General features: G+C 45.8%; 19 protein-coding genes. 15 read left to right on the forward strand and 4 right to left on the reverse strand.

Annotated elements, in window-relative coordinates:
* Positions 1 to 96 precede the first annotated feature (96 nt).
* The 7 genes from AC58QO_RS07310 to AC58QO_RS07340 all read left to right on the forward strand — a co-directional run bounded on the left by AC58QO_RS07310 (position 97) and on the right by AC58QO_RS07340 (position 5,869).
* Positions 97 to 597 carry a phosphatidylglycerophosphatase A family protein gene (locus AC58QO_RS07310; protein ID WP_497264638.1) on the forward strand — a complete coding sequence of 167 codons (501 nt, stop codon included), beginning with the start codon at positions 97 to 99 and terminating at the stop codon, positions 595 to 597.
* A gap of 169 nt (positions 598 to 766) precedes the next feature.
* A complete protein-coding gene (locus tag AC58QO_RS07315) occupies positions 767 to 955 on the forward strand; it encodes a hypothetical protein (RefSeq protein ID WP_028554922.1) in 189 nt (62 codons plus the stop codon).
* 66 nt (positions 956 to 1,021) lie between these two features.
* The gene (gene accD, locus AC58QO_RS07320) at positions 1,022 to 1,888 is read left to right on the forward strand and encodes an acetyl-CoA carboxylase, carboxyltransferase subunit beta (RefSeq protein ID WP_497264639.1); all 867 of its coding nucleotides are present in this window, start codon (positions 1,022 to 1,024) and stop codon (positions 1,886 to 1,888) included.
* Entirely contained in the window at positions 1,878 to 2,858 is a 981-nt protein-coding gene (locus AC58QO_RS07325) for an acetyl-CoA carboxylase carboxyltransferase subunit alpha (protein ID WP_497264640.1), read from the forward strand. The genes accD and AC58QO_RS07325 overlap by 11 nt, the downstream gene beginning before the upstream one ends.
* Positions 2,851 to 4,605 carry a pyruvate kinase gene (pyk, locus tag AC58QO_RS07330; RefSeq protein WP_497264641.1) on the forward strand — a complete coding sequence of 585 codons (1,755 nt, stop codon included), beginning with the start codon at positions 2,851 to 2,853 and terminating at the stop codon, positions 4,603 to 4,605. Before AC58QO_RS07325 ends, pyk begins: the two co-directional genes overlap by 8 nt.
* A 423-nt stretch (positions 4,606 to 5,028) precedes the next feature.
* Positions 5,029 to 5,469 carry an acyl-CoA thioesterase gene (locus AC58QO_RS07335; protein WP_497264642.1) on the forward strand — a complete coding sequence of 147 codons (441 nt, stop codon included), beginning with the start codon at positions 5,029 to 5,031 and terminating at the stop codon, positions 5,467 to 5,469.
* Positions 5,470 to 5,473: 4 nt separating this feature from the next.
* Positions 5,474 to 5,869, forward strand: coding sequence for an FxsA family protein (locus AC58QO_RS07340; protein WP_497264643.1), 396 nt, complete (start codon positions 5,474 to 5,476; stop codon positions 5,867 to 5,869).
* Between the two features lie 39 nt (positions 5,870 to 5,908).
* Here AC58QO_RS07340 and ytvI read toward each other — a convergent pair whose 3' ends face one another.
* Positions 5,909 to 6,994, reverse strand: coding sequence for a sporulation integral membrane protein YtvI (ytvI, locus tag AC58QO_RS07345; RefSeq protein ID WP_497264644.1), 1,086 nt, complete (start codon positions 6,992 to 6,994; stop codon positions 5,909 to 5,911).
* Positions 6,995 to 7,231: 237 nt separating this feature from the next.
* Here ytvI and ppk1 point away from each other — a divergent pair, with 237 nt between their 5' ends.
* Entirely contained in the window at positions 7,232 to 9,373 is a 2,142-nt protein-coding gene (gene ppk1, locus AC58QO_RS07350; RefSeq protein ID WP_497264646.1) for a polyphosphate kinase 1, read from the forward strand.
* Here the strand turns inward: ppk1 and AC58QO_RS07355 are convergent.
* Entirely contained in the window at positions 9,339 to 10,877 is a 1,539-nt protein-coding gene (locus AC58QO_RS07355; protein ID WP_497264647.1) for a Ppx/GppA phosphatase family protein, read from the reverse strand. The genes ppk1 and AC58QO_RS07355 overlap by 35 nt on opposite strands.
* A gap of 300 nt (positions 10,878 to 11,177) precedes the next feature.
* Here AC58QO_RS07355 and citZ point away from each other — a divergent pair, with 300 nt between their 5' ends.
* From citZ to AC58QO_RS07380, 5 genes are all read left to right on the forward strand, one after another.
* Positions 11,178 to 12,290 (forward strand): citrate synthase, encoded by a 1,113-nt coding sequence (gene citZ, locus AC58QO_RS07360; protein WP_497264648.1) that lies wholly within the window; start codon positions 11,178 to 11,180, stop codon positions 12,288 to 12,290.
* A gap of 151 nt (positions 12,291 to 12,441) precedes the next feature.
* Complete coding sequence (icd, locus tag AC58QO_RS07365; protein WP_497264649.1) at positions 12,442 to 13,740, forward strand: NADP-dependent isocitrate dehydrogenase; 1,299 nt, start codon at positions 12,442 to 12,444, stop codon at positions 13,738 to 13,740.
* 51 nt (positions 13,741 to 13,791) lie between these two features.
* Positions 13,792 to 14,733 carry a malate dehydrogenase gene (gene mdh / locus AC58QO_RS07370; protein WP_497264650.1) on the forward strand — a complete coding sequence of 314 codons (942 nt, stop codon included), beginning with the start codon at positions 13,792 to 13,794 and terminating at the stop codon, positions 14,731 to 14,733.
* A gap of 182 nt (positions 14,734 to 14,915) precedes the next feature.
* Complete coding sequence (locus AC58QO_RS07375) at positions 14,916 to 16,490, forward strand: DNA-binding protein (RefSeq protein ID WP_497264651.1); 1,575 nt, start codon at positions 14,916 to 14,918, stop codon at positions 16,488 to 16,490.
* Positions 16,491 to 16,684: 194 nt separating this feature from the next.
* Positions 16,685 to 17,119 (forward strand): hypothetical protein, encoded by a 435-nt coding sequence (locus AC58QO_RS07380; protein ID WP_497264652.1) that lies wholly within the window; start codon positions 16,685 to 16,687, stop codon positions 17,117 to 17,119.
* 107 nt (positions 17,120 to 17,226) lie between these two features.
* Here the strand turns inward: AC58QO_RS07380 and yfbR are convergent, their stop codons facing one another.
* Together yfbR and AC58QO_RS07390 are read right to left on the reverse strand one after the other, a co-directional pair.
* Positions 17,227 to 17,823 carry a 5'-deoxynucleotidase gene (yfbR, locus tag AC58QO_RS07385; protein WP_497264653.1) on the reverse strand — a complete coding sequence of 199 codons (597 nt, stop codon included), beginning with the start codon at positions 17,821 to 17,823 and terminating at the stop codon, positions 17,227 to 17,229.
* Between the two features lie 575 nt (positions 17,824 to 18,398).
* Positions 18,399 to 19,535 carry a polysaccharide deacetylase family protein gene (locus AC58QO_RS07390; protein WP_497264654.1) on the reverse strand — a complete coding sequence of 379 codons (1,137 nt, stop codon included), beginning with the start codon at positions 19,533 to 19,535 and terminating at the stop codon, positions 18,399 to 18,401.
* A gap of 117 nt (positions 19,536 to 19,652) precedes the next feature.
* Between AC58QO_RS07390 and AC58QO_RS07395 the strand changes: the two genes are divergently transcribed.
* Together AC58QO_RS07395 and pnpS are read left to right on the forward strand one after the other, a co-directional pair.
* Positions 19,653 to 21,203 carry a fumarate hydratase gene (locus AC58QO_RS07395; RefSeq protein WP_497264655.1) on the forward strand — a complete coding sequence of 517 codons (1,551 nt, stop codon included), beginning with the start codon at positions 19,653 to 19,655 and terminating at the stop codon, positions 21,201 to 21,203.
* A gap of 144 nt (positions 21,204 to 21,347) precedes the next feature.
* Complete coding sequence (gene pnpS, locus AC58QO_RS07400; protein ID WP_497264656.1) at positions 21,348 to 23,144, forward strand: two-component system histidine kinase PnpS; 1,797 nt, start codon at positions 21,348 to 21,350, stop codon at positions 23,142 to 23,144.
* Positions 23,145 to 23,254 lie beyond the last annotated feature (110 nt).

Genomic DNA, 23,254 nt, shown 5'->3' on the forward strand with positions numbered 1-23,254 from the left:
GTTTTTCTCTTGTGGTAAATTCAGCTTCCTCCGCATATGAATAGGAACCCGGCTTTTCTATTTCATATAGGCATCCCAATGCTAGGAGGAGGATTTATGACCGAACAACACATGATCCAGCTGCTCCAGAAACGCGGCGTGTCCGTGGATCAAGTCTCAGAAATCGTATACAAGCTGCAGAAGCCGTATAATGATCAGCTCACGATTGAAGAATGTGCAGACAGTGTAATGGCTGTGCTTTCGAAGCGCGAAGTGCAATATACCCTCTATACGGGGATCGCATTGGATGAATTAGCAGAGAAGAAACTGCTGCCAGAGCCGCTGCAATCGATTCTTGAGGCGGATGAACCTCTTTACGGGGTCGACGAGACCTTAGCACTTGGTATTGTTCATGTTTACGGTATGATTGGCTTAACCAGCTTTGGCTACTTAGATAAGGAAAAAATAGGAATCATTCGCGCATTGAACGATGACCGCAGCGCTGTGCATGTTTTTCTTGATGATTTAGTATGCGGATTAGCCGCAGCAGCTTCAGCTAGAATTGCTCATCAAAATGAGCATGCGCCTGATTATAGCAGTAAACACCGTCTGGACTAAGCCTAAATAGTTCAGGCTTTACTTTTTATATCGATGTGCTCTGTTGCGGGCAAAAGTGAAATTATGCTATCATTATTGCATTGTGTGTTCCTATGCGTATAAAGGATGTTGTATCGTCATTGCTTAGTTGCCTTAGTGGTTGTAGTTGTACGTCATAGGAGGTTTATTCATGTGGACGGTGATCTATATAGCTCCTACTGCGAAAATTGCAGAGCGGATTAAACAGAGGCTGACGGAAGAAGGTTTTCTCGTTCAAGTGCGAGGCATCTCTTTATCCAAAAATCAATTCGAAATTGTTGTTCCCGAAGGGGAGTTGGAAGAGGTACAAGAAGTGCTCAATTCTATTTTACATAGATAGTAAAAGTAGAACTAAGAATCGTGGCGTGTCAAGAAATATAGGTCATAGCCAAGTAGAGGTGGAAATGTGCTAAAGGATTTATTTCAAAAGCGAAAATATGCAACGATTCCTTCCGAGAGAACGAAAAGAGAGATTCCTGAGGGTTTAATGAATAAATGTCCGAAGTGTGGCACGATTCAGACAAGCAAAGAGCTTGAGAAGAATCTTAAAGTGTGTACGTCTTGCGGATATCATTATCGATTAAGCGCATCCGAAAGGATCCAACTTACGCTCGATGAAGGTCAATTTGTTGAATTTGATACAGACATGATTTCTGAAGATCCTTTGCAGTTTCCTGATTATGTCGAGAAATTGGACAAAGCCAAGAACGCAACGAAGCTTCAGGATGCGATTCTGACGGGGCAAGGAACAATTGGCGGATACCCGGTTATCATTGCTGCGATGAGCTTTGATTTTATGGGGGGCTCGCTAGGTTCCGTTGTCGGTGAGAAAATGACGAGAGCTGTCGAAATTGCGATTGAGAAAAAGCTTCCGATTCTCATTTATTCCACATCTGGTGGCGCACGTATGCAAGAAAGTATTCTCAGTCTTATGCAAATGGCCAAGACCAGCGCAGCATTGTCCAAGCTTAGCGAGGAAGGCGGACTATTCATTTCAATTATTACAGATCCGACTTTCGGCGGGGTTTCGGCAAGCTTTGCGATGCTTGGTGATATTATTATTGCTGAGCCCGACGCATCGTTTGGTTTTACGGGCCGCCGTGTTATCGAGCAAACGATAAAGCAGAAGCTGCCTGACAATTTCCAAACATCTGAATTCAATCTCGAGCATGGTCAGCTCGACAAGGTCGTCTGCCGTAAGGATATGAGACCGACGTTAATTAAGCTGCTCGACATGCACGGAACGAAGGAGGAACCGACTTATGGCGGGTGAAATGCCGTTTGAACAGCCACTGGCGGAACTGAAAAGTAAAATTGCCGAGTTGCGTAAATTTGGAGCAGAGAAGCAAATCGACTTTTCAGAGGAAATTCGCCGTTTGGAAGAAAGATATACTCAGCTTGAGGATGAACTATATACCACAATGACGTCAGCGGAGAAAATGCAGCTGGCTCGCCATCCGCAAAGACCGACCACGATCGATTATATCAACACGATTTTCACGGATTTCATTGAATTCCATGGGGATCGCTTATATGGCGATGATCTTGCCATTGTTGGTGGACTAGCGAAGCTTAACGGTGTTCCTGTTACCGTGGTTGGTCATCAAAAAGGGAAAGATACGAAGGATAATATTGCGCGGAATTTCGGATGTCCACATCCGGAAGGGTTTCGTAAAGCGCTGCGTTTGATGCGTCAAGCGAATAAATTCAAGCGTCCTATCGTGACATTTATTGACACGAAGGGAGCATTCCCTGGGAATGCTGCAGAAGAGCGCGGTCAAGGAGAAGCGATTGCCAGAAATCTGCTGGAAATGGCCTCTTTTCGTGTGCCGATCATCTGTATTGTCATCGGTGAAGGCGGCAGCGGCGGTGCCTTGGCGTTAGGTTTAGGGAATAAGGTGTTAATGTTGGAGAATGCGATCTATTCGGTTATTAGTCCTGAAGGCGCGGCTTCAATTCTTTATAAAGATGCTTCTAAAGCATTGCACGCAGCAGAAGCAATGAAAATTACGGCCGATCATATCCTTGAACTTGGGGTAATCGATGGTATTATTCCAGAGCCCAAGGGCGGCGCTCACCGGGATCTAGCAACACAAGCCGAACATATTAAATCAGCGATCTGGGAACAGCTTCAGCAACTGCTGAGTTTGAACGAACAGGAGCTGCTCGAGGATCGTTACCGTAAATTTAGAGATATCGGTAGGTTCACATTCACTCAGGAGGGTAACAGTAACCATGCGTAAAACGAAAATTGTCTGTACCATTGGACCAGCAAGCGAATCACAAGAAAATCTTAAAAAGCTTCTACTAGCGGGCATGAACGTAGCTCGTCTTAACTTCTCCCACGGAGATTTTGAAGAGCACGGCGCACGTATCCGCAACCTTCGCGCTGCATCCGCTGAGACAGGCAAAGTAGCTGCTATTTTGCTAGATACTAAAGGTCCAGAAATCCGTACAGGTAAGCTAAAAGAAGAGCCAATTGAGCTTGTTCAGGACAAGCACATTGTTTTGACTACAGAAGAAATTCTTGGGGATGCAGATCGTATCTCTGTAACGTATTCGGACCTGCCGCGTGACGTTGAAATCGGATCCACGATTTTGATTGATGATGGCTTGATCGGTCTTACGGTTGTTGATATTCGTGGAACAGAGATCGAGTGCCGTATCGTCAATGGCGGAACGATCAAAAGTAAAAAAGGCGTTAACGTACCAGGCGTGAAAATCAGCCTGCCAGGTATTACAGAAAAAGATGCGAATGATATCGTGTTCGGTATCGAACAAGGTGTAGATTTCATCGCAGCTTCTTTCGTACGTAAAGCAAGCGACGTGATGGAAATTCGTGAGTTGTTGGAGCGTCACAATGCTTCTCACATCCAAATCATTAGTAAAATCGAAAACCAAGAGGGCGTCGATAACCTTGACGAAATTCTTGAAGTTTCCGATGGTCTGATGGTTGCTCGTGGAGATCTTGGTGTTGAGATTCCGGCTGAGGATGTTCCTGTTGTTCAAAAGCAAATGATCAAAAAATGTAACATCGTAGGTAAACCGGTTATTACCGCTACAATGATGTTGGATTCCATGCAGCGTAACCCGCGTCCTACACGTGCGGAAGCAAGTGACGTAGCGAATGCGGTATTTGACGGCACGGATGCAGTGATGTTGTCTGGAGAGACAGCAGCTGGGAAATACCCAGTTGAATCCGTTGAAACAATGGCTCGTATTGCTGAGCGCGCAGAAGCGGCTTTGGAATACAAAGAAATTTTCCTACGCCAAGCACAAGCGCAACAGGTTACTGTTACAGAAGCGATTTCGCAAGCTGTTGCTAACTCCGCATTGGAATTGGGCGCAAAAGCGATCCTGACTGCTACAGAAAGTGGCTACACAGCGCGTATGGTATCCAAATACCGTCCGAAATCCCCGATTATCGCTGTTACACCAAGTGAGCAAGTCATTCGCCGTTTATCCCTTGTATGGGGTGTTATTCCGGTGTTGGGTACACAAGCGAAAACAACAGATGAGCTATTCAACCTAGCGGTGGACAGCTCCATCAAAACAGGTATCGTTTCCCTTGGCGATATCGTTGTAATTACAGCAGGCGTGCCTGTTGGCCGCTCTGGAACAACGAACTTGATCAAGGTTCATCATGTTGGTGAGATGATCGCTAAAGGGACAGGCATCGGCATGCAAACAGCTACGGGTACTGTCGTAACGGCACGCACACCAGAAGAAGCGAATGCGAAAATGGTAGACGGTGCTGTACTTGTAACGGTATCAACGGATAGAGAGTACATGCCGGCTATTCAAAGAGCATCAGCGTTGATTACCGAAGTGGGCGGCATTACGTCTCACGCGGCAGTTGTTGCACTTAGCCTTGGCATTCCAGTCATCGTAGGCGTGGAAAATGCAGTAGAATTAATCAAAGACGGCACAGAAGTTTCGATCTACCCAGAAGTAGGCGTGATCTACTCCGGTCAAGCGAGCGTTCTGTAAGTTATAACGAAGAGTGAAGCGAGAGTTCAATCTTGCTTCACTCTTTTTTGCGATAATAGAAAGTATAAGTTTATGGGGTAAGCGAAGCTTACCCTTATTCATGTTCTTTTCACAGGTTGCAAAAATGCAAAAGAGCATCCTTTTAGGGGGATTCACTTCAAAGATTTAAATAAATGCAAAAAAGGCATCTTTTGGAGTCGGAAATGTCTAACCAGAGCTGAAAATGAAGAAGTTGTTGCCTATTTGCATCAATTTTAGCTGAAATCGTGTATTTGATTGAGAAAGGTTGCACTATTGCATTTCTCAGGAGATGGAGAGGTAGCTAGTACCTACCTCTTAATGCGGTCGCTCATCAGCAGCATTAAAGACTCATCCCCCACCTATGATATAATGAAATTACAAGACATTGCGGGAGGATTTATCATGAATCAGGAACGGATGCATCAACATCAGCTGCGTGTGCGGTATCAGGAAACGGATCAAATGGGGGTTGTGTACCATGCCAATTATTTGACTTGGTTTGAAATCGGAAGAACAGAGTTCATTCGATCTCTAGGGTATCCCTATCGTAAAATCGAGGAAATGGGCCTGCTTTTGCCTGTGACGGAAGCCGATCTCAAATTCAAAAAGCCCGCACGCTACGACGATGTAATAAGCATTTATACACGGGTGTCGCAAGTGAGCAGCGTTCGTCTGCAATTTGCCTATGAAATTCGCAGAATAAACGATGATTTGTCCGAAGAATTGCTGGTTACAGGAACATCTGGTCATGTTTGGGTGAATCCTTCTTGGAGGCCCGTACGTATAGATAAGGAAGCGCCAGAATTGTGGCAGCTCATTGCGAAGTACTCTGAAGGAGGCTAAACCTATGTTTCGTTGGATTCTTGCTATTTTTATTCTCGTGCCTGCGATAGAAATTACCATGTTGATCATGCTTGGACATCTAGTCGGAGGTTGGATGACCTTCCTGTTAATTATAGCGAGCGGCTTCTTGGGTGCTTACTTTGCTAAGCGCGAAGGGCGCAAGGTGATGGAGTATGCGAAGTTTGAGTGGTCGCAGGGTCAGCTGCCAGCGCAACAAATTCTGGATGGGATATGTATTTTCCTTGGAGGGATTTTGCTGATTACACCGGGCTTCATAACGGATATTTTGGGTTTCCTTCTCGTCTTTCCGTATACAAGACCGATATTCAAGGTACTGCTGCTGGCCATCATTCGCAAACAAATCGGAAAAGGCAACATGCACATCATCAATCGCAGGTAAGCTCGCCTACCTGTTCAAACCAAAGGCTCGGTCATCCTCCTATTTTGGAGGTGCCGAGCCTTTATGTATGTAAGCTGCAATATCATGAAAAATTCTCGCTCGGTAGAAGGCGGTAATGAGGATAAGCGATACAGGCCCAACGATAAGTCCTAGTAGCCCGAATAGCTTTAAACCAACGAACATGGCGATGAGTGTAGCTAGTGGGTCTAGCCCGACTGAAGAAGCTAATACCTTAGGCTCCATAATTTGCCGCGCGATCACAATAACTCCATATAAGACACTGAGTCCAATGCCAAGCACGATATTACCTTGTGCGAAGAAAACGTAGAGAATCCATGGCACCATGACAGCGCCTGTTCCTAGATAAGGCATCAGATCAGCTAACCCTGTTAACAAGCCAATGGTGATGGCATAATCAACTCGCAGCACAAGCAAGCCGATGATCACAACTAACGCAGTAAGAGAAACTAGGATTAGCTGAGCTCTCATATATCCAAACAAGGCTTTTTGCAAATCCGTGCGGATTAACTTGGTCGTTTTAACAATCATGTCCGAGAAGATGCCTTTATATCGTTTGATCAATCCATACCAATCCTTACTGATAAAGAAGGTGGCCAGCATGACGATGATGGTGATTGTCGCGATATTAGGGAGCGAGGTCAAGAATGCTTTGAGCGCAGCAAAGATATAGGTAATAACTAATTTACTGACATCGGCAATTGAGCCTGCTGTCGAAGAGAGATTGGTGTTAACCGTCTCCTGATATTTCGGATTATTTTCAAAAAAATCGTTCACACGCTCGATCCATTGCTGGAAGGTGACCGAATTAATGAACACATTAAATTCCTCTACCCACCGGTTGATTTGAAGTTGAATCGTATCCGCCAGGGAACCTAGCTCTACGACGATATTGGCTACCAGTAAAGTGATGATCGTGACCATCGCACCAAGGAACAAAAGCATGGATAATGTGACAGACAGCCACCTGGGCAGTTTTAATTTAAAGTGGAAAAAGTTAACAAGCGGGTTGAGCATAAGTGCGATGATCCAACCGAAAATAAAGGGATAAATGAGTGGAATGATATAGTAAAAGGCAAGGGCCACGAGAAAGACAATTATTGCCACCCAGATGCCCCTGAAAATTTGGTGAACCAATCGCGGATTTAGGATACCCATGGTAGGAATCACTCCTTGTTTCAAGTCAATAACATTGTAACATGAACATGGATAAATACGGAAATATCATGATATTTACAAAATCTTAATATATTGAAATACAGGGATTTAGATTGTCGCCCCCTAAAGACCCATAGTACAATGAAGATAATAGAACACCAAAAAAGGAAAAATACTGGAGGATTTATGAGTATTGCGCGCGAACCAGAGCTGAAGGAAGTAAAAGAACTGAAGGAACTCAAAGAAGTCAAAGAGATTTCAACCAAGTACTTAAATCGTGATTTGAGCTGGATCGAGTTCAATTGGCGTGTGCTTGAGGAAGCGCAAGATGCGAGTACACCACTGCTAGAGCGTGTGAAATTTCTGTCAATCGTGTCAAGCAACCTCGATGAATTCATGAGTGTTCGTGTCGCAGGACTCAAGGATCAAATTAAGGCTGGCTATACCAAAAAGGATTTTACCGGCTACACGCCGGCAGGACTTATTAAACGTATTATGAAACGTACAGCGAAGATGGTGATGGAGCAGTACAAAACATATCGTGAAGTATCTCGGCTATTAACCAAAGAAGGCATCGTTTTCACTGAATACGAAGATCTGAATACGTCCCAGAAGAAAGCCATGGATGCTTACTACCATGATATTATTTTCCCCGTGCTCACTCCGATGGCTGTTGATCAGAGTCGTCCGTTTCCACTCGTACATAATCAATCGTTATATTTGGCTGTGCTGCTTGTGCGTGAGGGTGAAGATCTGGATGAGGAGCCTTTTTTCGCCATTGTTCAAATTCCAAGCAACTTATCACGCTGTATTCCTGTTCCTACCCGTTCCAATAGTAAAAAGACCGAGTTCATTTTACTTGAGGAGCTCATAGAGCACCATATACAATCGTTATTCAGTGGATACATACCGATTTCCGTACATGGCTTCAGAGTGACGCGTAATGCGGATTTAACGCTCAATGAAGAGGGAGCGGAGGATTTACTGGAAGAGATCGAAAAAGAGCTTAGGCGCAGACGCTGGGGCTCTCCTGTGAGGCTGGAGGTCCAAGAAGGGATACATCCCTACGCTTTGGCGCAATTACAAGATGAATTTGAGATTGAAGAACAAATTTTTGAGATTGACGGCCCCCTGGACATCACCTACTTTATGAAGCTCGCTAATACGTTGAATGGCTTTGATAATCTGCGCTATCCGCGCATAACAGCCAAATATCCGATTGAATTTGAGGATTCAGCGGACTCGGCCGATTTTTTCAATATTCTTAAAACGAAGGATGTACTCGTGCATCATCCGTATGAGACGTTTGACGCAGTCACGGACTTTATTGTCCATGCCGCGTATGATCCGCACGTATTGGCTATCAAGATGACGCTCTACAGAGCGAGTGGTAAATCGCCGATTATTCAGGCACTGGCTAGAGCGGCAGAATCGGGTAAACAGGTGACCGTAGTTGTCGAGCTGAAGGCTAGGTTCGATGAAGAGCGGAATATTGCTTGGGCTAGAATGCTTGAAAAATCAGGCTGTCACGTCGTATACGGGCTAGTAGGACTCAAAACACATGCTAAAATCACGCTTGTCGTAAGGCAAGAGGAGCATACGCTTCGTCGTTATGTTCATGTCGGAACAGGCAACTACAATGACAGTACGGCTCGGTTATATACCGACGTTGGTTTGTTCACATCGAACAGTGTCATTGGAGAAGATGCATCGGCGCTTTTCAATGAAATTACAGGGTATTCAGCACCGCATGATTGGCAATCCTTCGCGGTAGCTCCAACGGACTTGAAAGATAAGTTGTTCGAGCTCATCGCTCGTGAATCTGAGCATGCCAGAGCAGGCCGGCCCGCGCAGATTATTGCGAAAATGAACTCTTTGTCTAATCAAGAGATGGTGGATGCGTTATACGCGGCGTCACAAGCTGGCGTGAAGATCGAACTCATTATTCGCGGCGTTTGCTGCTTGCGTCCGGGTGTACCTGGTCTTAGTGAGAATATTACGGTACGGTCTGTTGTAGACCGTTTTCTGGAGCATTCACGCATCTACTATTTTGAAAATGGTGGGCATGTCGATGTTTATCTGTCTTCGGCAGATTGGATGACGCGTAATTTAACTCGGCGAATTGAATTGATGTGTCCAGTTCTGGACCATGAAATGAAGAAAATGATGATCCAAATCTTGAACGTGACGCTCCATGATAATGTCAAAGCAAGAGAGCTTATGCCTAACGGGATGTATGCGCGCATAAAAAATGAACTGACCCCTTATCGGAGCCAGTTCGAGGCGATGCGAATTACTTCATGGAAGAAACTCCGGCGTGAGTCGTAAGCTTAAGTCCCCAGATTTTCTCGAAATCTTTGGTGAATGCGTTAAGCTCTTTAAGCTCCAAATAAGGGCTGTGCACACAAAGCAGCTTGAGACTTATCGATGTTTCACTGCGTTGGATATTCAGTTCTTGAATAGGTTGTATTTCACTAACATCCAGGGCAATGGCAAGCTTCAAGATGGCACCTAGCTTAATAATTAAGGCTGTATCGGATTCCAGCAGCAGGTCCTTGTACGCAAGAGCTTGCTGTAGGGTCCGATTTTTTGTTTTGAATGTCGCGATAAGGGAAGTAATGACAATCTCTCTATGGCTTAAGCCGTCAATATGAGCTTCTTGGATCATGTATTCCGTGTGTTTGAGGAATTGGTAGTAATGAACACTTACTCCAATGCGGTACAATAGTGCAGCTGTGTGCAGCAACAGTCTGCCGCGAGCCTCTAAATCACCTGATGGAGCAAGGGCATCGTACATCTGCAGGGCAAATTTATCGATATGACGGACATGTTTGACAGATGCATTAGAGTGGAGAGTTAGTACATTTTGGATACTTGCTTCTAGAACATTGGGCTTAATGGGCTGCTTTGGACTAAAGGTTTCGAAGAAAAGTCCATCACGCAAGCCAGATCCACTAATAAGGCAAGCTGAGGATTTCGCTGCTTCAAAGATCGTCTCTAGAATGAGTAAACCTGGCACCATAATATCGGCTCGTTCTTTGGCGAGGCCATCGACTTTTTTTCTTTTTTCAATAGGCATCGAGGATAAAAGAAGTGAAAATGATTGCAGCTCGCCTGGCTTCAAAACGTAATTATGAGCAAGCTGGAGTGGATATTTGTTACGCTTACGGCTCATTTTACCTAGTGTACGGATCGTTCCTCCGAGTCCAACCATTGGAAGATCAGGGGATTTCGTAATCCAAGGCTGTAACGCAATCGCCTCATATATCATTTTGCGGATATCGGCAATCTCTTGATCCGTTAGATTTGCGCCTTTCATATGCTGGCGAGTGGTATTCACTGCACCGAATGGAAAAGATACGCTGTGTACCAATTCCCTATCCTTGACTAAAGAGACTTCCGTGCTTCCACCGCCGATGTCTATGATCATGCCATCGCGAATATCCATCGAGTTAATGACGCCGAGATAACCGAAACGAGCCTCTTCAAACCCGCTCAAAACCTCGATGCGGAGCCCGGTCTGCTCCTCAAGAACGCGTATGATCTCTGCGGTGTTAGAAGCGTTCCGAACAGCGGCTGTTGCAACGGCTCGAACGGTCGTGACAAATTGTGACTGGCATAATAGGGCATAGTGGGTTAAGATGGGAACGATGGAAAGGATATCTTTGTTATGTAAAATGCCATCTTGACCCATGCGCTCACTAAGTCTTGCGGAATCTTTATGCTCACTGACGATACGATAAGCTCCTTGGGCATTTATTTCATAAATGACAAGTCGGATGGAGTTGGATCCGATATCGATGATGCCAATCCTAGTTGCATGGTTGCTCATAGTGTCGCTCCTTTATAACTCATTTCACAGATTCATTGGTTACATTGTATCAATCTCGAACTATGTCTACAAATTTTTCCTCGCACACTGAATAATTCAGGGAAATTAACAAAAACTTGTATCGTGTGTGTGGAAGATCTGGACGAAAAAATGGTGTGAAAATTCCGCCAAAAAGAATTCTTATGGTAGTGATAATGAAGTTCTATGACCCCATTTGTTCACTTACCGAGTAAAATACTTTATTATTAAGAGAAGAAAACAGCAATAATTTGCTAATAGAGTAGCTAAGGAGAGATTCCCATGTCTGCAACCAAAGGTTTAGAAGGAATTGTAGCCACAACCTCGTCGATCAGCTCCATTGTAGATGGTGTGCTTACGTATCGCGGGATTGATATTGATGACCTCGCAGAAAATGCGACTTTTGAAGAAGTAATCTACCTGCTTTGGTTCGGAAAATTGCCTACTCAAGCTGAGCTTGAGAAATTGCAAAGCGACCTGAACGCATACAGCAAAGTACCTGATGCGGTAATTGAGCTTATTCGTACATTCCCGAAAGATGTTAACTCCATGGCGGCGCTTCGTACAGCGGTTTCCGCACTTGCCCTGTATGATGAAGAGGCAAATGATGCTAGCATGGAATCCAATGTGCGCAAAGCGATTAAGCTGCAAGCACAAATTCCGGGTATTATCGCAGCTTTCTCACGTATTCGTGAAGGCAAAGAGCCAGTTGCTTCACCTGGATATTCATCCGTAGCTGCTAACTTCTTGTTCCAACTAACAGGAAAAGAACCAGACAAAGTAGCTATCGAAGCTTTGGACAAAGCATTAGTTCTTCATGCTGATCATGAATTGAATGCTTCCACATTCGCAGCGCGTGTAACTGTTGCAACATTGACGGATATCTATTCCGGTATTACTTCCGCTATCGGAACGCTTAAAGGGCCACTTCACGGTGGTGCGAACGAAGCGGTAATGGTTATGCTGGAAGAGATCGGTACTGTTGAGAACGTTGTTCCTTACATTAACGGTAAATTAGAGCGTAAAGACAAAATCATGGGCTTCGGTCACCGCGTATACAAAAACGGAGATCCTCGCGCGAAGCACCTGCAAAAAATGTCTTATGAGCTTGGTAAATTGACTGGCAACTTGAAATGGTACGAAATGTCCATTAAAGCAGACGAGTTGGTAACAGGTCTTAAAGGCTTGAAACCAAACGTAGACTTCTACTCGGCATCCGTATACACGACGTTGGAAATCCCTCGTGATTTGTTTACGCCGATCTTTGCGATCAGCCGTACTTCCGGTTGGGCCGCTCATATCCTTGAGCAGTACGAGAACAACCGCTTGATCCGTCCTCGCGCTGAGTACACGGGGCCAGTAAACCAAAAATATGTTCCAATTAGCCAACGCTAATTGATAGATGTAAACTCAAGGTGCGGGCAGTTCGGTACTGGGTCCAGGTCATCTGGGAGAGTACTGTAACTCCCGTCACTTTTTGTGTGCCTAGCTATGCACAACATATAGCACAACCATTTTAGACAAATTAGAGGAGGAACTATTTATCATGCCACAATTCGAAGCTTACGAACTTCCAACAGAAGGTCAAAAAATTACGATCGAAAACGGTGTTCTTCAAGTCCCTAACAACCCAATCATCCCTTTCATCGAAGGTGACGGAACAGGTCCTGACATTTGGGCAGCTTCTGTACGTGTACTAGATGCAGCGGTTGAGAAAGCATACAAAGGCGAGAAAAAAATCGCTTGGTACGAAGTATTTGCTGGTGAGAAAGCATTCAACAAGTTCAACAACTGGTTGCCGAACGATACTTTGACAGCTATGCGTGAGTACATCGTGTCCATCAAAGGACCTCTAACTACACCTATCGGTGGCGGTATCCGTTCCCTGAACGTGGCACTTCGTCAAGAGCTTGATCTTTACGTATGTTCCCGTCCAGTTCGTTACTTCAATGGCGTTCCATCCCCAGTTAAACGTCCTGAGTTGGTTGACATGGTTATTTTCCGTGAAAATACAGAAGATATCTACGCAGGTATCGAGTGGGAAGCTGGTTCCGAAGCTGTTAAGAAAGTAATCTCCTTCTTGCAAAATGAAATGGGTGTTAACAAAATCCGTTTCCCAGAAACTTCAGGTATCGGTGTTAAACCAGTATCTTCCGAAGGTACAGAGCGTTTGGTTCGCGCTGCAATCGAGTACGCAATCAAACATGGCCGTAAAACGTTAACTTTGGTACACAAAGGTAACATCATGAAGTTCACAGAAGGCGCGTTCAAAAACTGGGGTTATGAGTTGGCTGAGCGTGAATATGCTGATAAAACATTCACATGGGCACAATACGATCGTATCAAAGAAGCAGAAGGCGCTGAAGCAGCGAACAAAGCTCAAAAAGACGCTGAAGCTGCTGGCAAAATCATCGTAAAAGATGCGATTGCTGACATCGCTCTTCAACAAGTATTGACACGTCCAACTGATTTTGACGTAATCGCTACATTGAACCTTAACGGTGACTACCTGTCTGATGCCCTAGCTGCACAAGTTGGCGGTATCGGTATCGCTCCAGGAGCTAACATCAACTACTTGACTGGTCACGCAATCTTCGAAGCAACACATGGTACAGCTCCTAAATATGCTGGTCTTGATGTTGTTAACCCAGGTTCCGTTATCCTTTCCGGCGTAATGTTGCTTGAGCACCTTGGTTGGTTGGAAGCGGCTGAGCTGATCTACAAAGGTTTGGAAACATCGATCAACAACAAAACAGTTACTTATGACTTCGCACGTTTGATGGAAGGCGCAACTGAAATTAAGTGCTCCGAGTTCGCAAACGAAATCATCAAAAACATGGCTTAATTTGCAAAAGAGGATTTGTTTGACTACAAAAAAGTAGGAGGTAAATCTCACATGGCTATTCGTCGTAATAAGATTACCGTTGTTGGCGCGGGTTTCACTGGTGCTACAACTGCTCTGATGCTAGCTCAAAAAGAACTTGGTGACATCGTTCTTCTCGACATTCCGCAACTGGAAAACCCTACTAAGGGTAAGGCGCTTGACATGCTTGAAGCAGGTCCTGTTCAAGGCTTTGATGCACAAATCACAGGTACATCCAACTACGCTGATGCAGTTGGTTCCGATATCGTAATTATCACTGCAGGTATCGCTCGTAAGCCGGGTATGAGCCGCGATGATCTCGTAAATACGAATGCCGGTATCGTGAAATCCGTTTGTGAGAATGTGAGAGAAGTTGCACCTGATTCCATCGTTATCATCTTAAGTAATCCCGTCGATGCCATGACGTACGTCGCTTATCAAGCGCTTGGTTTTCCCAAAAATCGCGTAATCGGTCAATCCGGTGTGCTTGATACCGCGCGTTATCTGACATTTATCTCCCAAGAGTTAAACGTATCCGTTGAGGATGTGAAAGGTGTTGTTATCGGCGGACACGGCGATGACATGGTTCCACTAGTACGTTACACTTACGCTGGCGGCGTGCCAATCGAAAAGCTGATCTCAGCTGATCGTATTGAAGCGATCGTGCAACGTACGCGCACTGGCGGCGGTGAAATTGTCAACTTGCTTGGTAACGGTAGTGCATACTACGCACCTGCAGCTTCTCTTGTGCAAATGACAGAAGCAATCCTTAAAGATAAAAAACGTATCATCCCTACAATCGCTCTTCTTGAAGGCGAGTATGGCTATGATAATCTATTCATGGGTGTTCTGACGGTACTAGGCGCTAATGGTATCGAGAAAATCATGGATATCGAATTGACCGATGCTGAGAAAACAGCCTTGGATAAAACAGCAGATTCCGTACGCAACGTAATTAAAGTTGTATCGGGTTAATCTAAAAGAAATGCAAGATCAATCTCCTAAGTATTAGGAGGTTGATCTTTTTTTGTATGGATGCACAAAAGGTTGTTGTTTTTGTAAATTAATTACCTTAACCTCCCCCATGAGCATGGCCTATGATACGATGTGTATAGCCAAAAACATTGGTTAAATATTCCAAAGGATGGTGGGAATTGATGTTAAGAAGAAGTTGGTTTGGCAAGAAAGGCTGGCGAAGATTTTTTGTTATCGCGGCAATATCTAGTACCTTGTTAAGCGTCGTACCGCAAGCATGGGCTGAAGGACCAAATGACCCAGCCCCATCGATTACCCCTGCATCCCCGAATGGAAAAAAGGTATTGTTTGACAATACCCATGGACAAACAGCTGGAGCTGCCGATTGGGTTATTGACGGTGCGTTCTCTGATTTCGCGAATGCGCTTGGAAATGCCGGTTACTACGTAAAAGAGTTACGCAAAAGTACAGCAATAACACTATCGGACTTATCTGCTTATGATGTATTCGTCCTTGGGGAAGCTAATATCCCCTATAAAACTTCGGAACAGAGCGCAATGCTGCAATATGTACAGGCTGGGGGAAGTATTTTCTTCATCGGAGATCATTACAATGCGGATCGGAATAAGAACCGTTGGGATGCATCCGAAGTATTCAATGGCTATCGTCGCGGGGCGTGGACAAATCCTGCATTAGGGATGAGTACCGCAGAAGCAACATCGGCAGCGATGTCAGGCGTAGCAAGCTCAGATTGGTTATCGACGAATTTTGGCGTACGTTTCCGTTACAATGCGCTAGGTGATATTACGGCTAACAATATCGTGACGGGAGCGCAAGGATTTGGGATTACGAGCGGTGTATCCACAGTTGCCATGCATGCGGGTTCGACGTTAGCCATTACAAACCCTAACAAAGCGAAGGGAATTGTGTATCTTCCAGCTACAACGACCAAATGGTCAAGTGCGGTGGATCAAGGGGTATATAATGGCGGAGGCGTAGCGGAGGGTCCATTCGTAGCCGTTTCCAAAGTAAGCGCGGGTAAAGCAGGCTTCATTGGCGACTCCTCGCCTGTTGAGGATGCAACGCCTAAATATTTGAAGGAAGAAACAGGTGGAGCTAAGACGACGTATGCGGGCTTCCAGGAGCAGAATGACGCAACCTTGCTAGTCAATATGGTCAATTGGTTAGCCACAAAGGAAAGCTATACTAGCTTGACGCAGGTAGCAGGTCTGACCCTAGATACAGCGACGACCCTCTTTACGTGGGAACAGCCAGCGAATACGACAGAGCCACAGGCAGAACCATGGGCGACACCAGCAGCGGGTTACAAATGGTATGATGCGACAACGTTTAAACCGGGATCATACGGCGTTCCGTCATCCACGAATACAACAGACCCTTTTGCTTTCGTGCATCAAGCTCAATTGCCGAATCAATATGTGTTTCAAGTAAAAATTATTATGAACGGGTTAGCCGCAAACTCGACGACTACAGGCTATAATTTGGGTATCTATAATGGCTCAGGTACCCAAGTCGCCAAAGTTCAGAACAGTGACGGCACATGGCCGGCAGCGTATGGATACAGTACGAGTTTCTCGATGACAGCTAACGCGAGTGGTCATGCAGAGAAAATCGTGAATGTCCAAATCAATACGACTGCTTCTGGTGCAGCGAGTATGCGAATTAGACAGAACACAACGAATAAGTTCACGGAAGCAGTGACGATTGCGAATGTGCCTGTAGTGCCGCTGCCATAGGGATTCTATTACAACCCCAGCCCAAGCTAGGTTTCAAAACTTGGGGAGCTGGGGTTGTTTTCTGCGTATTTAGTCACATTTTATGGAGATATGGTGAATTTGCTCCTAATATGACATCGCTTTCTTGTTAGGTTCAATCCGATTTTGTATACTAAAAGAGAACGATTCTAAATAAAATTGCGGAGGTCGACTCAATGTATCAGGTTATGATTTTTTTACATGTCATTAGCGCGCTAATGCTGGGCTCTTATGTTGTTTTCCCTTTCATTGTGGGACGAGCTGCTAGCTTATCCGGTGCGGGACAAGAAAGCTTCATGGGATTGTTATCTACGATTAACCGTGTTGGTCAATTTTCATTGATCGTTACCTTCCTTTCCGGCGGGGCAATGGTTAGTCAAATCGACCCTATGCCGTCTGCATTGTGGATGGCGATTGCTACTATTCTTTTAGTCATTGTTGGGGCTGTTACAGGCATGATCGGTGGTCGCATCAAAAAATTAAAAGCGAACAGCGCTGCAGGGAAAAGTACTGCTGCTGATGCTGCAAAAATCAAAACATTTAGCTGGATCGCTTCTATAGCTGTAATCCTTGCTATTTTAATTATGACAAATCCTCAAATTTTGGCGTAAGCGATATATAAATGAAGAACCTCTTAAATCGCATGGATCATGCGGTTTAAGAGGTTCTTTGCTTGGTCAGGGTTGGATGGATATTTGGTACTGGGGATTAGCTGGAACTAGCTAGGGTCCGCGATATCTAGCGTGATCTCATCCAACGTTTTCTCGAAGGAAGCGCTCATATGCTCCAAGAAGTAATCGACTTCCGGCATCTGCATCTTCTTCAAGCTTTCGAGGACTTGCTGCTTGGCAACGACGAACTCGCGGTTGCCTGTGGAGAGCTCAGTTAAACATTTGATATAAGCCTCGATCAAATCTGCGGCCTTGACCCAGCGGTAGAGCTCAGGATCAGGATCTTGAATTAAGCCGCGGTAAATGCTGCTTAGCGCTGGGGGGATCGTGCCGATCAATCGTTCAACGGCGACGTCTTCAATTTCACGGAAATTCCGCAGAATTTGCTCGTTGTTATGTTTAACTGGTTGAGGAATGTCACCCGTCAGCACCTCGGAAGCATCGTGAAACAAAGCGATGGATACGACACGGTCGGTGGGTACATTTCCGCTATAAACTTCGTTGGAGATGGTGCAAAGCATATGCGCAATCGAAGCTACGTAGAAGGAGTGCTCGGCTACATTCTCGCGGCGCATGTTCCACATTAGACTCCAGCGGTCAATATATTTGAGACGATATAAGTAGGCAAAAAAGTGATGATTCATTGTATGTTCCTCCCGAAAACGGAGCGCATGCATTCCGTAATTTATTGTCCCCTAACAGGTATATCACTTCGCCTATTTGAAGTCAATAAACATGAGGGAAGGGCAGAGCCGTATATCAAAGGAATGGAACGCTAATTCACTTTAGCGGCAGCCCGTATGTGGGGGTTGTCTCCCTTTACAAAGGTACGGTCACATGCGATTCCAAATAAGGGTCTACCAGAGACTAATGGGTGGTGGTGGTGGATGGATTAGGATGATGTCCGTGTTAGTTCAAAATCGCCGAACTAAATCGAGGATATCAGTTAGAAAAGAGCAATTAGTCTGATTCTGCCGAGCTATTTGCCCATTTTTTGAAGGTGGGGGTTGTTAAGGGCGATTTAGTTCGGCAAATTAGGACTATTCATCATGAAAAGATGTCGTGGGAAGCGGGATTAGTTCGGTAAATTCCAACTGCTTGCAGGGGAAGGATTGGTTAAGGTGGAGGTAGTTGATAAATTGGAGTATCAGGGGTGAGCTAGTGGTGGTAGGAGTGTAAGTAGCCAAAAAAGGCAACACGAGTGACCGTGTTGCCTTTTTTATTTCACGCTCGGCGCCACCCGCACAGCCACCTTGCCGGTGGCCGGGGTGTAGACGAGCGACTGCCCGATCAGCGCTTGCAGATCGTCAAGCGCGATCGTGACCTGCCCGTGCTCGCGCAGCACGGGCTGCCGCAGCCGGACGCGCGCTTCGCCGCGCGTCGCGGTCTTCGCATTCACCTGCAGGGTGAATGCCTCTTGCCCGAGGCGGAGGCGAAGCTCTCCGCCCTCAGCCGTTGCGCTGCCGCCGAGCTGCGCGGCAGCAGCGGCCGCGTCCACGCGCAGCGGCGCGCTGTCACGCTGCGCCGTAACCCGGCGCTGGATCGAGCGCTGCAGCAGCTCCGGCGTGATGTTCGGGCTGCCCGCGTTGATCCGCGGGATCAACATGTGATCGGCGCTGCGCGTCGCCATCTCGGGCGAGATCGTGAAGGCGTAGCGGATGCCCGCCTTCTTCACTTCCTCCGTCGCCGCAGGCGACGTGATGCCGAACGGGTACGCCATCGCGTCTAGCGGCTTATCCGTTAGCCCCGCGAGCTTGCCTACGCAGGCTTGCGTGTCTTGGAACACGCGCTGCTGATAAGCATCCGCGTTCTCGCCGTCGAGCCTGCCCACAAGCGCTGCTTCTCCACTAGGAAGCTTATTGTGGAGGCTATCCGTATGGCAGCCAATATCGATGAAATTCGTCGCATGCGTCATTTCACTGACCTGCTCACTCGACATCGATGGAATGTAAGAGGCCAAGGGAGTCGCTAAATCCTTGGTGATGACGAAGTTGACAGCGGGTATGCGCAAGCTTTTGAGAATAGGATAAGCTCCTGTAAAAAAGCTTTGATACCCATCATCAAAAGTGACCAACACCGCGTTCGATGGAACCGTTGCACCTGCCATGTACATTTTAAACTCATCTAAAGAAATGAAATGATAGCCTTTGCTGAGCAGTGTAGTTAACTGATTTTGAAACAAGGCACTTGTGATTGTGCTTGAGCTCGTATCAGTGTCATGGATGTGATGATACATCAGGACGGCAACCTGATCTTGATAGTAGATAGTCTCGGATCGTTCAGCCTGCAGGGGTGTCAGTAAGAGCGTGAGCCCAATCAGACTAACGAGAATCGAAATGACGATTCTTTTATACATGTCAGCGAATCTCCTTGTTTTGCTCACAAGAACCGTCGAACAGTTCCTATGAGGTATGGTATAATAGTTTATATTCTTTACGATTATGCGGGTAATTGAGAGGAGCTAGACAGTATTATGCAACATTTTTATCAAAGCGTTTATGATCTCATTGTAGAAACATCCACGAATTTACCGGGTGATGTCCGCCGTGCGGTACAGGCTGCTCAAGTAAGAGAGGATAATGGCACGCGTTCAGCGTTATCCCTATCCCGAATTGCCGATAACATTCATATGGCGGAGACGAATGTATCCCCGATTTGTCAGGATACAGGAATGCCAACGTTTATTATACACTGTCCGGTTGGAGCAAACCAACTTGTTATGAAGAAACACATCCTTGAAGCGGTTGCAAATGCGACGAAAGCTTCTAAATTACGTACGAATTCCGTAGATTCGCTTACGGGTGCTAATAGCGGGGATAACCTCGGTCCAGGAACACCTGTTATCCATTTCGAGCAATGGGAACGTGAGGATGTTGAAGTGAAGCTCATTCTCAAAGGCGGCGGCTGCGAGAATAAAAATATTCAATACAGTCTGCCAGCAGACCTCGAAGGTTTAGGAAAAGCGGGTCGTGACCTCGATGGCATTCGCAAATGCCTCATGCATGCCGTGTATCAAGCACAAGGTCAAGGCTGCAGTGCAGGCTTTATCGGTGTTGGCATCGGCGGAGATCGGACAAGCGGCTATGAGCTTGCGAAGCATCAATTGTTCCGCCATGTTGACGATGTGAACCCGCATCCGGACCTTCGTAAAGTCGAAGAATACGTGATGGAGCACGCGAACACGCTAGGAATTGGTACGATGGGCTTTGGCGGTCAAGTGACCTTGCTTGGTTGTAAAGTTGGCGTTATGAACCGTCTGCCGGCTAGCTTCTTCGTATCCGTAGCTTATAACTGTTGGGCGTTCCGTCGTCAAGGCGTGATTCTGAATGCGGAGACTGGCGAAATTAACGGCTGGTCGTATCCAAGAGGTTCGGAAGTTTCTTTCCAAGAGGCTTTCGAAGCAAGTGCGGAAGAAGCAAGAAATACGCCACAAGAAGAGCGTCGTGAAATCGTGTTGACGACTCCGATTTCAGAAGAGCAAATTCGCAGCTTGAAGGTCGGTGATGTGGTCGTCATTAACGGGACGATGCACACAGGACGCGATGCCCTGCACAAATATTTGATGGATCACGATGCGCCAATCGATCTGAATGGAGCGGCAATTTATCACTGCGGACCAGTTATGGCCAAAGATGATGCTGGTGAATGGCATGTGAAGGCAGCTGGACCGACAACGAGTATTCGTGAGGAGCCTTACCAAGGCGATATTATTAAAAAGTTCGGTATCCGCGCAGTTATCGGTAAAGGCGGAATGGGTTCCAAGACGCTTGCAGCCCTGAAAGAGCACGGCGGTGTATACTTGAATGCCATTGGCGGAGCGGCACAGTACTATGCACAGTGCTTCAAAAAGGTTGAAGGTGTTGATTATCTGGAATTCGGTATTCCAGAAGCGATGTGGCATTTGGAGACGGAAGGCTTCGCTGCGATTGTAACGATGGATTCACACGGCAACAGTCTGCATGCAGATGTAGAAAAGAATTCATTAGAAAAACTGGCAGCGCTGAAAGAGCCTGTGTTTAAATAAGTTCTCTTGTCTTAAAGTGCGCCCTGCATATTTACAAAAAAAATACTGGATTAACATTAGAAATTAGGGTTACTATTTAGAGTAGCCCTTTTTCTTATTGATGGAACAAATCGGCACACAACCCTGTTGGAGGTTTTCACATCCATGACCAAATTTCGTGCAAAGCTAACCCTGATTTTAATCTTATTAATTGGATGCTCGATGTTGGTTGCCGGTATTTTCATGGCGAAGGTCCTTGAGAGCTCTCATGTGAAGTCTTTACAAGAAAATATGGAGCGTGAGCTGCATATCATTGTGTCTAGCGGAGAATGGGATTATCAAGGGACGGATGCCGAGCTATTCAAGTATTATTCGACTCAGGCTCATCGGTTGAAGGATACAACGGGTGAGCGGTTGACCTATGTACGGGTAGACGGTAAAGTACTAGGAGACTCCGATCAACCGCCAGAGCAAATGGACAATCATTTATCACGACCAGAAATTGCAGCAGCAGCGAAAAATGGGGTCGGATATACGACGCGTTTCAGCGATACGTTGAGAGAGAAGATGCTGTATGCTGCCATTCCCGTTAAAAATGAAGCGAAAGCGACCATCGGTTTTTTACGAATATCAATGAGCTTAGAGCAAGTCGATAAATCCATACGCAGTCTATGGTACTTCCTCTTCTCTGGACTTGTGATCCTATTTGTCATTGCAGGTATCGTTAGTTATCGCATTGCCAAAGGAATTACAAGGCCAATTGAGCGTATGACTAAGGTCGCGCAGCAAATCACGAATTTGAATTATGAATCTCGTGTTCCCGCTTATCGGAATGATGAGGTTGGGCAGCTTGGGCAGGCGATTAATCGCATGTCTGAAAGCTTGCAGGGACAAATGGCGCGAATTCAGGAGAACGAACGCAGACTGCAAGGTGTCATGGAAAATATGATGAGCGGCATCATGATGATTGACCGTGAAGAGCGGATTATGCTGCTCAATCCTTCTGCAGAAGCGATTCTGGGTTTCTCCTCTCAAGAGCTGCTAGGGAAGAAATATAATGAAGCGAAGCAGCAATATGATTTTACGAAAATGATCCAAGAATGCATCGAGCTTCAGGAACCGATTTCAGACGAGATGATGTTCTATTATCCAGCAGAACGTATTCTAGATATCCATCTGAGTCCCATTGCACATGAGGATGAAGAATGGTCAGGTGTGCTGATCGTGCTGCACGATATCACGGCGGTTCGAAGACTAGAGCGAATGCGCAGCGAGTTCGTGGCGAATGTTTCGCACGAATTGAAGACGCCGATTGCGGCAGTCAAGGGCTTTGCAGAGACGCTGCTCGCTGGCGCGCTGAATGATAAGGAAACGGCAGTTTCGTTTCTACAAATCATTTTTGATGAAAGTGAGCGGTTGAATCGATTGATCGGGGATATTCTAGAGCTTTCCAAGATCGAATCGAAGCGGATTCCGATGAATTTCTCGCCTATTTATTTGCCGGAATTCCTAGATAGATCGCTAAGTGTATTGCGGAAAGAAGCGGAGAAGAAGCATATTGAGCTCAGCATGACGGTTGAAGATGATATGTATATTGAAGCGGATGAAGATCGCTTGCGCCAAATTATTATTAATTTGTTATCCAATGGTATCGCGTATACGCAGGAGGGTGGCAAAGTTAAATTGCGTGTAGAGCCTCTAGAGACGAATGCCGACGGAGACTATGAACGACTGCGAGTGATAGTTTCGGATACGGGAATGGGTATTCCTAAGAAGGATTTACCTCGGATTTTTGAACGGTTTTATCGGGTGGATAAAGCACGATCTCGAAGTTCAGGCGGAACAGGACTCGGCTTATCGATCGTCAAGCATCTCGTGGAGCTGCATAAAGGAACGATTCGCGTCGAAAGCGAAGTTGGGGTAGGGACGAAATTTATTATTGAGTTACCTGTGATACATTAATTTGGGTTGGATATTATTGCGGATTTACACCACGATGATGAAGACTTTACAATGCCTTTACATTTGTGTGATACACTGAAGTTGTGCAATGTTAATAAACTGTAAATGCG

The organism is Paenibacillus sp. J31R30, from assembly GCF_059692115.1.